Origin of the sequence: Microcoleus sp. POL10_C6 (assembly GCF_036701585.1) — a bacterium.
Lineage (GTDB): Bacteria > Cyanobacteriota > Cyanobacteriia > Cyanobacteriales > Microcoleaceae > Microcoleus.
The window spans coordinates 21,695-35,838 of sequence record NZ_JAUBRB010000034.1 but is presented as its reverse complement, the minus strand read 5'-3'; the positions used below and the strand labels follow the sequence as shown (position 1 = coordinate 35,838).

Annotated in this window: 12 protein-coding genes; 4 read left to right on the top strand and 8 right to left on the bottom strand. The window is 43.9% G+C overall.

From position 1 onward, the window contains the following. Nucleotides 1-20 precede the first annotated feature (20 nt). A complete protein-coding gene (locus tag QUA34_RS18975; protein WP_333329189.1) occupies nt 21-926 on the bottom strand; it encodes a LysR substrate-binding domain-containing protein in 906 nt (301 codons plus the stop codon). Between the two features lie 244 nt (nt 927-1,170). Here QUA34_RS18975 and QUA34_RS18970 point away from each other — a divergent pair, with 244 nt between their 5' ends. From QUA34_RS18970 to QUA34_RS18955, 4 genes are all read left to right on the top strand, one after another. Continuing rightward, nucleotides 1,171-2,067 carry an aspartoacylase gene (locus tag QUA34_RS18970; RefSeq protein WP_333329192.1) on the top strand — a complete coding sequence of 299 codons (897 nt, stop codon included), beginning with the start codon at nt 1,171-1,173 and terminating at the stop codon, nt 2,065-2,067. A 171-nt stretch (nt 2,068-2,238) separates the two neighbouring features. Next, nucleotides 2,239-3,909 (top strand): S8 family peptidase, encoded by a 1,671-nt coding sequence (locus QUA34_RS18965; RefSeq protein WP_333329195.1) that lies wholly within the window; start codon nt 2,239-2,241, stop codon nt 3,907-3,909. 131 nt (nt 3,910-4,040) lie between these two features. Then, nucleotides 4,041-5,558, top strand: a complete 1,518-nt coding sequence (locus QUA34_RS18960) for a calcium-binding protein (RefSeq protein ID WP_333388901.1) — start codon at nt 4,041-4,043, stop codon at nt 5,556-5,558. A 418-nt stretch (nt 5,559-5,976) separates the two neighbouring features. Then, a complete protein-coding gene (locus QUA34_RS18955; protein WP_333388900.1) occupies nt 5,977-6,447 on the top strand; it encodes a hypothetical protein in 471 nt (156 codons plus the stop codon). A gap of 227 nt (nt 6,448-6,674) precedes the next feature. On the opposite strand, the gene ureC is transcribed toward QUA34_RS18955, so the two are convergent. The 7 genes from ureC to QUA34_RS18920 all read right to left on the bottom strand — a co-directional run bounded on the left by ureC (nt 6,675) and on the right by QUA34_RS18920 (nt 14,036). After that, nucleotides 6,675-8,411 (bottom strand): urease subunit alpha, encoded by a 1,737-nt coding sequence (ureC, locus tag QUA34_RS18950; protein WP_333230290.1) that lies wholly within the window; start codon nt 8,409-8,411, stop codon nt 6,675-6,677. A gap of 177 nt (nt 8,412-8,588) precedes the next feature. After that, entirely contained in the window at nt 8,589-9,716 is a 1,128-nt protein-coding gene (locus tag QUA34_RS18945; RefSeq protein WP_333230292.1) for a glycosyltransferase family 61 protein, read from the bottom strand. Nucleotides 9,717-10,052: 336 nt separating this feature from the next. Further along, nucleotides 10,053-10,370 carry an urease subunit beta gene (locus tag QUA34_RS18940; protein WP_333158442.1) on the bottom strand — a complete coding sequence of 106 codons (318 nt, stop codon included), beginning with the start codon at nt 10,368-10,370 and terminating at the stop codon, nt 10,053-10,055. 33 nt (nt 10,371-10,403) lie between these two features. Next, a complete protein-coding gene (gene ureA / locus QUA34_RS18935) occupies nt 10,404-10,706 on the bottom strand; it encodes an urease subunit gamma (RefSeq protein WP_006635319.1) in 303 nt (100 codons plus the stop codon). A 162-nt stretch (nt 10,707-10,868) separates the two neighbouring features. Next, nucleotides 10,869-11,744, bottom strand: coding sequence for an urease accessory protein UreD (locus QUA34_RS18930; RefSeq protein ID WP_333230294.1), 876 nt, complete (start codon nt 11,742-11,744; stop codon nt 10,869-10,871). A gap of 62 nt (nt 11,745-11,806) precedes the next feature. Further along, nucleotides 11,807-13,120 carry a photosystem II assembly protein gene (locus QUA34_RS18925; protein WP_333388899.1) on the bottom strand — a complete coding sequence of 438 codons (1,314 nt, stop codon included), beginning with the start codon at nt 13,118-13,120 and terminating at the stop codon, nt 11,807-11,809. Further along, on the bottom strand, nt 13,113-14,036 hold the full coding sequence (locus QUA34_RS18920; protein WP_333332563.1) for a radical SAM protein: 924 nt from the start codon (nt 14,034-14,036) through the stop codon (nt 13,113-13,115). Before QUA34_RS18920 ends, QUA34_RS18925 begins: the two co-directional genes overlap by 8 nt. Nucleotides 14,037-14,144: the final 108 nt, after the last annotated feature.

Sequence of the window (14,144 nt, the reverse complement as noted above, 5' to 3'; positions counted from 1 at the left end):
CTAGGCCTGTTTCTCACAAATCATTTAGGATTGCTATAAATTGAGAGGGTTTTAATAATATTGAGGAATTGCTGCAAAATGGTGGACGAATGATTATGCCGCCAAACAGCAGTTAATTGAGTGGTTGTCGTTTGTTCCTGAATCTGACGATAGACCACTCCTTCGCGTTGAAGATTCTGTACGTGAGATGGCAGAATGCTGATACCTGTTTCCCCTGCGACTAATCCCAAAATTGTGACCATAAAGACGGCTGTTTGAGCAACTTTAGGAACAAACCCTGCTTGCGAACATACATGGTAAATTTCCTCAGATAAGCCAGCCACAATCTGATGAAGGGGCATTACAAATTCTTGATCCTTTAGGTCGGAAAGCGAAATTTTGGATTGGGCTGTAAGCGGATGGTTTTTGGGTAAAACGACGACAAGTGGTTCTTGCGTGAGAGACATCGTTTCTAAATCATTGGCTTCAGAAATATCGTGGTAGAGATAGAGAAAAATGATATCAGTCTGGCGATCGCGCAACCTCTGAATTAGGAAAGCACTATGTTCTTCCTGCAAAATCAGTTTTACCTCTGGATATCGCTGTCGAAAAGTTCGCAGCATCTCTGGAAAGACACCATTCGCGATCGAACTGGGAAAACCCACCGTCAAATAACCCAATTCACCCTGATGAATGCGCTGGGTTTTATGTACCGCTTGTTCTAACTGTACCAAAGTTGCGCGAGCTTCTTCTAAAAACGCCTGTCCTGCTGGGGTTAGCTGAATCGGGTGACTTTTGCGATCGAATAGCTTCACACCCAGTTCAGCCTCTAAATCTTTAATTTGTTGACTTAGGGGCGGTTGGGCAATGTGCAATCGCTTTGCCGCGCGACTAAAGCTCAGTTCGTCTGCCACTGCAATGAAGTAACGAAGATGGCGAAGTTCCATAGGTTATACGATTTTAGATTTGAGAATTGAATGATTGGGAATGAATGATTACTATCATGGTTTGGAGCACGGGCCTACAGTTATATTCTCTTTTGTAACGGGGATTCAATACTATATTTTTTAAGTATATTGTTATATATAAAAAAGTATTTGACATATAGCTATAACTTCTTTATTTTGAAAGTAATAGTTATAAATTTCGGCACAAAATACCTATTTAAGTATTGCTTAATGAGGATTATTCATGATTTCGCAAGTAATTCGACGAGTTGCAGTTGTGGGAGGAACCCACGGAAACGAGTTGACTGGGGTTTATCTGATTAAGAAGTTTCAACAATTCCCAGACTTACTGAAACGATCGAGCTTTGAGGTGGTTACTCTATTAGCTAATCCTCAAGCGGTAAAGTGCAATCGGCGTTATGTCGATCGCGATTTGAACCGTTGCTTTGCCGAGGAAGATTTGTCTAACCCAGATTTGATGGGTTACGAGAACAGACGTGCTAAGGAAATCTCCGCCCAACTATGTCCGAAAGACGAACATGGGGCTGATGTGATCGTTGACCTTCACAGCACAACGGCCAACATGGGGCTGACAATTTTACCATCTAGCAAACATCCATTCAATTTGCAATTATTAGCTTATTTGAGTGAGATCGAGCCCTCACTGCGAGTTTGTTTCGGAGAGTATTCTGGTGAGGATGCCCCAATGCTTCGATCGCTCTCTGCTTTCGGTGGCACCATAGAAGTTGGGCCCATCGCCCAGGGAGTCATTAACGCCCGTCAGCTTCAGCAAACCGAAATGCTAGTTCACGCCATTCTGGATTATCTCGATGCACAAAATCGGGGAAAGCCGCTTCATACACCATCACATTTAACTGTATATCAGGCGATCGGCTCAGTAGACTATCCCAGAAATTCAGTAGGTGAACTGCAAGCTGCGATCCATCCCCAACTTCAGTTCAAAGACTATGAACCTTTACATCCCGGTGAACCCATGTTTCTCACATTTACGGGAGAATCGCTCCCCTATCAAGGAGAATCTACTGTTTTCCCTGTATTCATTAACGAAGCTGCCTATTACGAAAAACACATAGCGATGGTTTTGACGGAAAAACAACAGCTTCAGCTTGAAACGGCATAACTTGCCGAAAAATATGACTTTTATGAAATTAGGGTTATGACTTTTATGAACTCAAGCAATGAATTTATGAATTGACTCATCATCTCGCCGATGGAAGAATGTTAATTAATTTAAAATCAAGCATTGTCTCCCCTAAACACAAGTGAATCTCAAATTATCAGGAGTGAATTTATGGAAAGTACGCTCGGTATACTTGCCATCGATCGCGAACAGCAGCTAACAGCAGCATTAACAACCTTTGGTAATAGTGGTCAGCTTAACTTTTTCACTGCATCGAGTCAATTTAACGGTAGCGTCCCTAGCAACGGCTTTGACACTGATAATTTGACAGCGAGCGCCATCAGGGAACAAGAACAAATAGCAGATTTTATAGTATCCCAAAAAAGCGAGCTGCTCCGTTACTCAGCCAACGATCGAGCCGCTAGCGGTACATCTGCTGCTCAACCAAAATCGAACTCAGATGCGATCGCTGTCGGCACAGATCCCCTAACAGGAACGAGAACGGCTAATCAGTTGAATTTATCAGATCCAGGCAACTCCTTAGCAACTGCACGCAATATTGGTGTTGCTGATAACAATCGCTTCACCTTCAATGATTTTGTGGGAGTTGACGATAACGATGATTATTACCGCTTTACTATTAACAAAAATAGCGATTTAAGCTTGCGTATCGATGTTTTGAATGGGGCAGGAATCGAGTTGATTCAAGATAAGAATCGCAACGGTGAGGCTGATTATGATGAACTTCTTGGCAGCGATTATGCCTCAGCAGGTGCATCCGGCGAGATAATTTTTTTCAACCTGACTCCTGGAGATTACTATGTCGCAGTTTATAGTTACTTTGACTATAAGAATTACAACCTGAATCTGGCTGCAACGCCTGGTACTGGTTTTAGCAGCAATTACGGATACGGTTTAGTGGATGCAAATGCAGCAGTAGCCGGCACTTTTAACAGTCCCGTTAATTTCCCTGAAGTTCCTAATTTGGGCGGGAATGATTGGGCAAGAGACATGGTAAACGCGCCGGAAGTTTGGCAGGGGGGAATTACCGGAAATGGGATTGTTGTAGCTGTCGTCGATAGCGGTGTTGACTACACCCATCCCGATTTAGATGCCAATATTTGGCAGAATGCGGGTGAAATTCCCAATAACGGAATTGACGACGATCGCAACGGATATATTGATGATATTCGGGGTTGGGATTTTGTGTGGAACGACAACAACCCAATGGATTGGGACGGTCATGGGACTCACGTAGCAGGCGCGATCGCGGCCGAACGAAATGATTTTGGCATCACTGGAGTTGCCTACAATGCAAAGATTATGCCTGTAAGAGTTTTGCCGGCATTTGGCTATGGGAACTTCAATAATTTTGCTGCTGGAATTCGCTATGCTGCTGATAATGGAGCTAATGTAATTAACTTTAGTATTGGTGGCTGGTCGCCTAGCATGGAGGTTAATGAGGCAATTCAGTACGCAACTAACAAAGGAATTGTTGTCGTCATGGCAGCAGGAAATGATGGTTTTAGCGAACCAGCTTATCCAGCTAGAGATGCCGATAGCTTCGGAATTGCCGTAGGAGGAATTGATATAAATGGCAGAATGGATGAATTCTCTAACCGTGCAGGTTCCCGACCTTTGGATTACCTAATTGCACCGGGAGTAGATATCTTTTCTACAACTCCCTATAACACCTACGAAACTTACAGCGGCACATCGATGGCAGCCCCTCACGTGGCGGGTGTAGCGGCTTTAGTTTTGAATGCAAATCCGAATCTAACTCCGGCTCAAGTTGAGCAAATTTTGACTGCAACAGCCAACCAAAATGAGATAATAGCCTAGAAAAAATAGGCAGCAACTATTCAGAAACATTAGTCGATCGCCCTACAACCGCGCGAATCTGTTTTGTCAGAAGCTTCGGGCGATCGAACACTCGTCTATTTACCAAATTTGCAATTTTAGTGTGAGGACTTATGGCTATTAATCGCGTCTCAGTTGACTCAGCAGGCAATCAGGCGATCGGTCGCTCCCTTTTTCCCTCCATCTCAGCCAACGGGAGGTTTGTGGCGTTTACTTCTAATGCCTCCAACCTCGTACCGGGGGACACTAACAATGACTTTGATATCTTCGTCCGCGACTTATTAACCAATACCACCACCCGCGTCTCTGTTGACTCAGCAGGCAATCAGGGAAACAACCGCTCCGGCGCTCCCTCCATCTCAGCCGACGGACGATTTGTGGCGTTTTCATCTGATGCCTCCAACCTTGTGCTAGGGGACACTAAGGATAACGAAGACATCTTCGTGCGTGACTTATTAACCAATACCACCACCCGCGTCTCTGTTGACTCAGCAGGTAATTCGGGGAACAACCGCTCCTTTATTCCCTCCATCTCCGCTAACGGGAGGTTTGTGGCGTTTCAATCTGAGGCCTCCAACCTCGTGCCGGGGGACACTAACAATAACATTGATGTCTTCGTGCGCGACACGATCACCAATACCACCACCCGCGTCTCTGTTGACTCAGCAGGCAATCAGGCGAGGGGCATTTCCGCGCTCGCCTCCATCTCCGCCGACGGGCGGTTTGTCGCTTTTCTATCTGATGCCTTCAACCTCGTGCCAGGGGACACTAACAATAGCCGCGACTTCTTTGTGCGCGACTTGTCAACCAACACCACCACCCGCGTCTCTGTTGACTCAGCAGGCAATCAAGCCAACAACAATTCCTGGAACCTTCCCTCCATCTCTGGTGATGGGCGGTTTGTGGCGTTTACTTCTGATGCATCCAACCTCGTGCTGGGGGACACTAACAATAGTCGCGACATCTTCATGCGCGACTTGTCAAGCAACACCACTACTCGCGTCTCTGTTTCAGGGGAAGGGAATCAGGGGAACAATAATTCCTTCGGTATAGCCTCCATCTTGGGCGACGGGGGGTTTGTGGCTTTTTCATCTGATGCCTCCAACCTCGTGCCGGGGGACACTAACAATAGCGAGGACATCTTTGTTGCTGACTTAACCAACACTCCAGGCGTCATCAATAACTCTCCAAGTGGCATCAACGGCACGAACGGCAACGACAACCTGACAGGCACGAACGGCAACGACACCATCAACGGTTTGGCAGGCGATGACGTGCTGACTGGTTTGCGGGGCAACGATATCATCAATGGTGGCGACGGCAGCGACAACCTTTCTGGCGGCAAAGGTTTTGACACCTTCAACGGCGGTTTGGGAAACGATATTCTAGTCGGCGGCGCGGGCAACGATGTATTTGTTTTAGGTGCGGGATTGGGAGTTGATACCATCTCTGATTTCGGCAACTCTCAAGATACAATTCAATTAATCAACGGCTTGACCTTCGGACAGCTATCAATTTCTGCTGGAACTAACGGCACATTAATTAGAGTAGCCAGCAGCGGTGAGGTTTTAGTTTCTTTGACAGGCGTTGCTCCCAATCTCATCGGCCCTGAAGATTTCGTCTCTGTTTAAATATCTGTAGATTCTCACTTGCCTGCTGTAGAAACACAGCAATGCTTTGTCCTTTCACCGAAGATCTCACCTTTACTCAAAGAACGCGATCGGGACTTACGCACTCCGACAGAGAAACTGGGTTTTTTACCGCATCTGCGGGTCACAACGCAGTATTTTCGTAAAAAACCCGGTTTCTGAACCCCCGTGCACAAGCCCTAGCAAAAAATGGTTTGACGCGCCATATACTGTGGTTAGCTTTTAGTTATTAGTTATGGCAAATTACAGAGCTGTATTGTTGTTCAATAGTCTAACTTTAGTGCTAGTTGGGATAGTGACGGCGTGTCTGAATTTATTCGGGTCTTCGGTAAAAGGGTTATTTTTGCCGCCTTGCTCTGCCACGTATCCGGGTGCAGGTTTCTTTTTTTTGGCGTTTCAAATGTTATTTTATTTATCGGTAATGGTGTGCGCTTTTACCTTTGGATTGCTGAGAATTATTCAACCCCATCGCCCAGAAAATCGATTTATTTTATATTCGGCACTGTTTGCAGGTTGCTTTCTGTTCAATGAAGTTTTTCGCACCCACGTTCATCTTGGACGTGCGGGTTTTCCGAAAGGGACAATTGTCATATTTTACGCCGTGCTGGCAATTGCATACGGATTAACTTTTCGGAGGCAAATTCCCTCGACTCCCTATGCTTTACTGCTGAGTGGCGTAGGTTTGTTATTTGTTGCCTTTTTTGCAGAAGCGCTGCCCTTAAAAAACGAGATTGTTTCGAGCTTGGTCGAGGGAATTCCGAAGCTGTTGAGCGGGATTAATATTGCACTTTATTTTTGGTTTTTGTGTCAGAGTTTGATAGTGCGATCGCTCAATTTTTCTAACACGAAATCAAATCCAGAATGGAAGTAAGATGAAGATTTGCTGTTGGGTGGGGGCGGGTTTTTGAGATTGTCTATTTTTGAAAAATATTGTTTATAAAACCCGCCACTACATGATTGTATAATCGGTTAAAACTGAGATATTGCACAATTGTCAGTTAGCCTTTTATGAACAGGCAAGATGTTTGTTACACAAAATATAAATTTTATTGTTGAACAGGCATCTTGCCTGTTGCTGACAATGGTGGAAGATATCAGTTAAAACAAAAAGTATCGCTGCGCCATTGGCAAAACAGTTGCCGGTTCGCAAGTTAACAATTCCCCATCCGCCCTAACTTCATAAGTTTCTGGATCGACTTCCATTTGTGGCAAATAATCGTTGAGTTTCATATCTCTTTTACTAATTTGTCGCGTCCCGGAAACGGCTACAGTGGGCTTTTGTAAACCGAGCTGTGCGGCAATATCTCGATCGCGCGCAGCTTGGGAAACAAACGTCAGACAAGTCGCCCCAATCGCCCCGCCAAAACTGCCAAACATCGGCCGCATATGCACCGGTTGCGGCGTGGGAATGCTGGCGTTAGCATCTCCCATCTGCCCATAGGCGATCGCCCCTCCTTTAATTACCAGTTCCGGTTTCACCCCAAAAAAAGCCGGCCGCCACAAACACAAATCCGCCAATTTCCCCTCTTCCACCGAACCCACATACTGACTAATTCCGTGAGTAATCGCCGGATTAATTGTATATTTGGCAATGTACCGCTTCACCCGAAAATTATCATTTTCTCCCTCTGTTTCCCCCCCTTGGTAAGGGGGGGTTAGGGGGGGTAAATGTCCCCGCTGCACTTTCATTTTATGAGCCGTTTGCCAAGTCCGAATAATCACCTCTCCCACTCTTCCCATCGCCTGAGAATCAGAAGAAATCATACTAAACGCACCTAAATCGTGCAAAATATCCTCAGCAGCAATAGTTTCCCTTCTAATTCTCGATTCAGCAAAAGCGACATCTTCAGGAATACCTCGATCCAAATGGTGGCAAACCATCAACATATCTAAATGTTCTTCTAAAGTATTGACAGTGTAAGGGCGAGTCGGGTTAGTTGACGAAGGCAAAACATTAGCTTGGCCGCAAACTTTGATAATATCAGGTGCGTGTCCGCCGCCAGCACCTTCAGTATGGTAAGTATGAATAGCTCGATTTTTGAAAGCAGCAATTGTAGCTTCCACAAATCCCGCTTCATTGAGAGTATCCGTGTGAATTGCAACTTGCACATCGTACTCGTCAGCTACACTCAAACAAGTGTCGATCGTTGCTGGTGTAGTTCCCCAATCTTCGTGGAGTTTCAAACCCATTGCACCGGCCAAGATTTGTTCAATTAATCCTTGGGGTTGACTGCTATTTCCTTTACCTAAAAATCCTAGGTTTACCGGGAAAGCGTCGGCTGCTTGCAGCATTCGGTACATATGCCAAGGCCCCGGAGTGCAAGTTGTGGCGTTTGTACCCGTTGCAGGGCCTGTGCCACCGCCAATCATTGTAGTGATTCCAGAGGCGATCGCCACTTCTATTTGCTGCGGGCAAATAAAGTGAATGTGACTGTCGATTCCCCCGGCGGTGAGAATCATTCCTTCACCGGCAATTACTTCAGTACCAGGCCCGATAATAATATCTACCCTATCTTGAATATAAGGATTTCCGGCTTTACCAATTTTGTAAATTTTGCCGTCTTTAAGACCGACATCTGCTTTAACAATTCCCCACCAGTCTAATATTAAAGCATTAGTAATCACCGTGTCAACAGCGCCGTCTGCATTAGAAATCGGCGATTGTCCCATGCCGTCGCGAATAACTTTGCCACCGCCAAATTTAACTTCATCCCCGTAGGTTGTGAAGTCTTTTTCAACTTCTATGAATAATTCTGTATCGGCTAACCGGACGCGATCGCCCACAGTCGGCCCGAAGGTTTCCGCGTAGGCGCGACGATCCATTCTGTAACTCATGTTCACTCCTAATATTAATAAATTTTTAGTTAGCAGTTGAGACCCACTTCAATTATAGTATGTGACGAGTTCCTCAATCTGAAACAGTAAAAAAAATACAACATTAGGCAAGCTTTAAAACCCCGATCGTCATCAATTCTGCCCCTCGAAAATCTAAAATGGTATAATCGGGCAAATTTACTCCAGTATTTTCTGGATTTGCCTTTTTAAAATCTCCACATCCACCGTCATATCCATGCCAATGAAACTCCAATCTTCCGCTACATTGTTGTCATCAACCATGCGAGAGTATTCTAATCCCAATAGCTGGCAAATGTAATAGAAATATGGCGGAGTGTACCCTCCATAAAAGAATTCCAATACTTTCGTTCCCGGCTGACACCACAGCAAATTTGTAAAACCTGCCCCGTGAGGGCCGACAACCACCGCCGCTTCTGCAAACAGACGAATTTGTTCATCAACACTGCGCGAGATATCTTCCAAAATTTCAAAATCAAATTCTTTCAAAACCTCTCGCACTTGTACTTCATTTTTAACCTTGCGCCGGCCGCTTCTAGACAGATAAAGTTTTCTATAAGGCTTTACCTTTTCCTTAAGACAGAATTTTTTCCGCAAAAGCTCTATATCGTAAGGACTGGGAAAATACCAGTCTTGATTGTTTCCCACCACCACACTTTCTGCATGATATCCCGTATCTCTAGCCTGAGTGTCGATTAGTGAACTTTCAGGAATACCGAGTTTGGTCATAAAGCCCAACTCAAAATCTGTATGTCGTAAAGGATAACAAATTTTAGCTTCTTGCCAAATTTCCTTACCTAAAGCCTCCTCAATTCGACAAAGTTTAGCCAGCACAAAAATCACATAATCATAATAACTGCACCACAAATGCGACCAAGGAGCAACTACCAGCGGATAGGTAATTTGGTTAGGTTTGTAAGGCCATTCCAGAATGCCCGCACCGCTAATCCGAAAATCCAAGTCTAAAAGCAATTTCTTATTCAGCAGCGTGTTGCCCGACGTACAAATAGTTAAAGAATTTATTTTTTGATTCAAAGAAATCTTCCATACATAATCTGGGTCAAAAGACACGGCTTTTTCCGTGGCAAAAAACCTAGAAGGCACTTTTTTTACAGAAGTTAATGCGGGTATATTGATGGGTTGGTGCTGCTTTTTATAAACTATGCTGTCATCTAACAATTTGATGCTGGTGCGTCGGTCTAACGGGGTTCTCCAGACACGCCTTGATGTTGCCAGCAAGCTCTGCTTCAATTTCTGTTTGATCTGGTCAACTAATTTTGGGTTCATCACGCACTTTTGCTGTATATCTTTGCAGTTTTTACAACCACATTAGACCGCAAACGGCAGATTTTAACTCGCTCAAAAGTAGGAGATTGAACTAACAAAAAAAGCCCGAAGGCATTTATACAGAAGGCAGAGAAAAAGTTTTTATCTTACTTTATCATTCTCCAGGCATAGGGCTGGAAATGATACCATTTGCGATTTTACATTTGGGATTGGGATGAGTGTCACTATGATAGTGTGGAGAGAGCCTACAGTTGCATTATGTTTTGAAACTGGTAGGACTTTTAAGTTAAAAAGCTTCAAATTCCCAAATCAACAATCGTGAACGGTCATCTGGCTTCATACTTCAGCATCCAGATGACCGTTCACTTTTCCATTAAAGCCGTAGACTTGACGACTACCAACAAACGGCACTAATTGAACTTCCCTTTCATCTCCTGGTTCAAACCTGACTGCTGTACCTGCGGGGATATCCAACCGCATTCCTTTTGCTTGTTCTCGATTAAATTCTAAGGCTTCGTTTGCCTCATAAAAGTGATAGTGTGAACCAATTTGGATGGGTCGATCGCCTTTATTTCCTACCAGCAACCGCACCGTTGGGCGATCGGCATTTAATTCTATTTCGCCTGCTGAAACAATCATTTCTCCGGGAATCATTTTTTCCTCCTCTGAGTATCGGTGGTTGATTTTTTAACGGATCGGATCGTGCACTGTTACCAACTTTGTTCCGTCGGGGAAAGTCGCCTCAACCTGGACTTCATGCACCATTTCTGCTATCCCTTCCATCACATCTTCCCGCGTCAGGAGAGTTGTTCCATAACTCATTAAATCGGCGACTGTGAGGCCATCTCTCGCTCCTTCTAAAATGGCGGCGGAAATGTAGGCGAGTGCTTCTGGATAGTTTAATTTTAAACCTCTTTGTTTGCGGCGTTCTGCTACCAGGGCGGCGGTGAAAATCAGCAGTTTGTCTTTTTCTTGGGGGGTGAGTTGCATTTTTATTCTTGTAAGTGCGATCGCATTATTTGGTGATGATATCGTTTACGGTTGTTTCTGAATGATTAAACCGCAAAGGGCGCAGAGGGCGCAGAGTCAGAAAAGAGAGACAGGAATAATCTTGTTAGCAGGGCAACTCTACATTGAAACTCAAAGATCATCCTATTTTATCCAAACTCTGGGTAAACAGCAAGGGCGTTCTGAAAAAGATAAGCGCAGCAAGTGCCAAATGCTGACAAACCAGTCTCTCGCTGCGGCTGTGGATGTACCGCGATATCGGCACAGCAAACCGTTAGGAATACGAGTCACGCCGACGGTGGAATTACCAGGAGAAATTGTTGCCTCAGATGGCAAATCTCGCACTTTTTCCATGAGCTCGGCTGTAACGGGTTCGCCTACCCAAGCGAGGGTGGCAACTACGGGTTTTCCTGCGAGGCCGTGAGGACTTTCGAGCATTTTTTCTCCTCCTTTGAGCAATTGTCTGTCAATCCATAAAGGGCTGTTTTGTTGCCAAATTTCGGTGTGCGAGATCCATTCTCCAGACAATAACTTTTCGCCCCTAGCACTGCGTCCAAATCTGGTAATTTCCCACAGTAAAATCCTCGCTGTTGGTGCTAATTCTACCCGCAAATTTTGCCGATATATTGCGCCGTCAAAAACTATAGTTTCTTGTGGCAGCCATTCTAAATTAGCACCAGTATCTAGCTGAATGTCAATATTTTGTTGTGATTCTAGTCCGCTGCTGCGATAGATTTTACTAGCAGCGGCGCTGGTAATCAAGGCTTTCGCCTTGGGTTGGAGGTGAAAATGGCTGGAAAGTCGATCGCCCCCGACAACTCCCCCACCCGTGTGCAAGATGACGCTGTGACAAATCTCTTTCCCTTCAGGATAAAACGGGCGCTGCACCTTTAGGGGTGCTTGCATTTGATTGTGAATGATTTGAGTTGCACCGGATCGGTTAGCGTAGGCTAAATTCAGGCTGCCGTGCCATCCAGTTTGAATGTTCTTGGTAGGTGTTTCAGTCGATTTTTGAATCACAGATTTTTACGATTAAATGTTAAATTGGAAACTTTTTTCATTTCTTTCGAGATGTATACTTATTATTTTTTTGCTAATATTACATAGTCATCAAGCCCATAATGCGGCTCGTAAGGTAATTTAAGGTGCTGGCGGAAAAGTGGACTGATGAATTTCTGTACAGGTAGATTTTCTCTAGCAAACTTGCCAAAATTAGGATGGGATGTCCTGCTACCGATTGAATTTAAATATTTATACCAAACTAAGTTTAAGCCCAGTTCATCAACAAATTGTCTTACTACACTTAGCTCATGTTGGCAATCATCAACTCGACGAACATTGTATGGGATCAGCAACTTCTTATCTTGAATAATTAGCAAAGCGTAACCCGAATCATTCAGGCTGTTTGTAAATATATCCTTGTAAATTAGAAGGGATTTTTCTCTTCTCTCCTCATCGTTAAAAAAACAGTGAGAAATCACTATAAAATCAAAGAATTTTTGAGGCAGTCTTTGAGATTGATTTTTCCCATCAAATATACTAGAAGTGTCAAAACGAAAGTAAGCATTCATCGCCTGGGGTTCCATGTACTGCCGCCAAAACTGGAGTCCGCGATATTGAAAAGCTTTTTGCTGTTCCAGAGAGTAGTATGATATGTGCATTGGTGGCATTGAAAAAAAGTCGCTACTGCTTTGCAGCAACAAACCGAGTCCGTAAGCAACAGTACCCGGCCCAGCAGCAATATCGAGGATATTAACTTTAGTCGGTAATAATCCAGCCTTGTAAATCAGGAACCAAGCTAGATATGTACAGTAGACGTTATCTAGGAAATACCTAATTAAATAGACGTGAGGACTTAGCTCAAAATTGTATTTAGGATCTTGTCCTTCTTTCAGTTTCTGTATATCGTCAATAGCTTGTTCAAGTAAATAATCAATATTGTTTTTTTCCCGGTTCAACTTATTAAACTCATTCTTAATAAAGCCAGCCAAATGTTGTTCAAAATTACTAAATGTTTTGTCGTCAATGCCAGTGCATTGAATCATACTCTCATCGCAGTCTATCAATTTGAAAGATTTTGAAATATGTTCAATGAACTTTGGGTCTGGAAACAAGGTTAATTGATCAATCCGCGCCAGCGAATCGTCAAGTTGCCCGAAGCTTAGTTGCATTTCTAATTCTTCTAAATGCCGCTCGGCTTCTTTGATGCGGTCATTTTTTTTATGCAATAACTTCTCAAGCTGTAGGCGCTCTTTAAATAGCTTCTGCTGCCATGAGAGTTTTGCTCCGGAATTTTCTATTTGTTTTAACAGTTGTTGGGCAAGTCGATTATTTTGACTCTTAACGGCTTCGTTAAACTGATGGGAACGCCACCAGTTAGCTAGCGAGTTATTCATAGCCAAATCCCTCTTTACCTTCCATAATTTCAACATCTGGGAGCATCGCAATTAATTTATTTTTAAACTTGCGATAACTCTGTTGTTCGCTATTGTACCACCAAGCGTACTTGTGTTTAAGAGCTAATGCTTCCTCTCGAGTTGACGCAATTAGCGATCGCCCGTTGCTGGCATGAAAATCCTGAATCACCACTCGATCTACAACTGCCAGCTTGCTAATAAAATCCGCTTCATCTTCCGGTAAGGTAGGGAGTAGTGGCGTCACAGTTATAGAAAATCTGACTTCGCAATTTTCTTGGTAAGGAAAGCTGTATTTCAGTTTTGCCATAGCTTTGAGTCTCGCAGGAATACTCGGCGACTTTGGTTCAAAATCTTTCCTTACTTTTTCGCTACCAGTGGGAATGCTCATGTTAATTCGCAACCGCTGAAATTTCTGTAAAATATCGATATCTCTAGTTATCATAGGACTGCGAGTTTGGATAACCAGCGTCGGTTGATAGGAAAGCATTACTTGTAACAAGTACCTAGTTAATAGTTTTTTAGTTTCAAGCGGCTGATACGGATCGGTGACACTACTCATGTAAATGCTAGGTGGTCGATCCGGGTTTTTCTTGTACCAACTATGCAACTCTTTCTTTAAAATATCGGTGGCATTTTCTTTGATGATGACCCAATTCCCCCAATCCTGACGCATCTGTGAATTAGGGCTAAAAGCAGCAGCATAACAATAGCTGCATCCGTACTGACAGCCGCGATAAGGATTTAGCGTGAAATCGTAAGCACTGATAAATCCAGTAGCTTTGTTAAGCACTGACTGTGCATTTTGTGCATACACTTTAGAACTTCCGAAGTTTTCTTTGAGTGCGACAGTGTGTTTCTTGCCGATGGAATATCCTTCATACTGAGACTTTACCATGATTGAACCTGCTACAGTATTAAAATGGAAAATGTTTAGAAATGAGAAAGGCAAGGGCGCTTCTATCTTACTACTTCACTGTACCCCACTCAACAAATGTTAGCAAAA

What these genes read in the sequence shown, in the direction of transcription:
- QUA34_RS18975 (WP_333329189.1), bottom strand. Translation starts at nt 926, where the DNA reads ATGGAACTTCGCCATCTTCGTTACTTCATTGCAGTGGCAGACGAACTG.
- QUA34_RS18970 (WP_333329192.1), top strand. Translation starts at nt 1,171, where the DNA reads ATGATTTCGCAAGTAATTCGACGAGTTGCAGTTGTGGGAGGAACCCAC.
- QUA34_RS18965 (WP_333329195.1), top strand. Translation starts at nt 2,239, where the DNA reads ATGGAAAGTACGCTCGGTATACTTGCCATCGATCGCGAACAGCAGCTA.
- QUA34_RS18960 (WP_333388901.1), top strand. Translation starts at nt 4,041, where the DNA reads ATGGCTATTAATCGCGTCTCAGTTGACTCAGCAGGCAATCAGGCGATC.
- QUA34_RS18955 (WP_333388900.1), top strand. Translation starts at nt 5,977, where the DNA reads ATGTTATTTTATTTATCGGTAATGGTGTGCGCTTTTACCTTTGGATTG.
- ureC (WP_333230290.1), bottom strand. Translation starts at nt 8,411, where the DNA reads ATGAGTTACAGAATGGATCGTCGCGCCTACGCGGAAACCTTCGGGCCG.
- QUA34_RS18945 (WP_333230292.1), bottom strand. Translation starts at nt 9,716, where the DNA reads ATGAACCCAAAATTAGTTGACCAGATCAAACAGAAATTGAAGCAGAGC.
- QUA34_RS18940 (WP_333158442.1), bottom strand. Translation starts at nt 10,370, where the DNA reads ATGATTCCCGGAGAAATGATTGTTTCAGCAGGCGAAATAGAATTAAAT.
- ureA (WP_006635319.1), bottom strand. Translation starts at nt 10,706, where the DNA reads ATGCAACTCACCCCCCAAGAAAAAGACAAACTGCTGATTTTCACCGCC.
- QUA34_RS18925 (WP_333388899.1), bottom strand. Translation starts at nt 13,120, where the DNA reads ATGAATAACTCGCTAGCTAACTGGTGGCGTTCCCATCAGTTTAACGAA.
- QUA34_RS18920 (WP_333332563.1), bottom strand. Translation starts at nt 14,036, where the DNA reads ATGGTAAAGTCTCAGTATGAAGGATATTCCATCGGCAAGAAACACACT.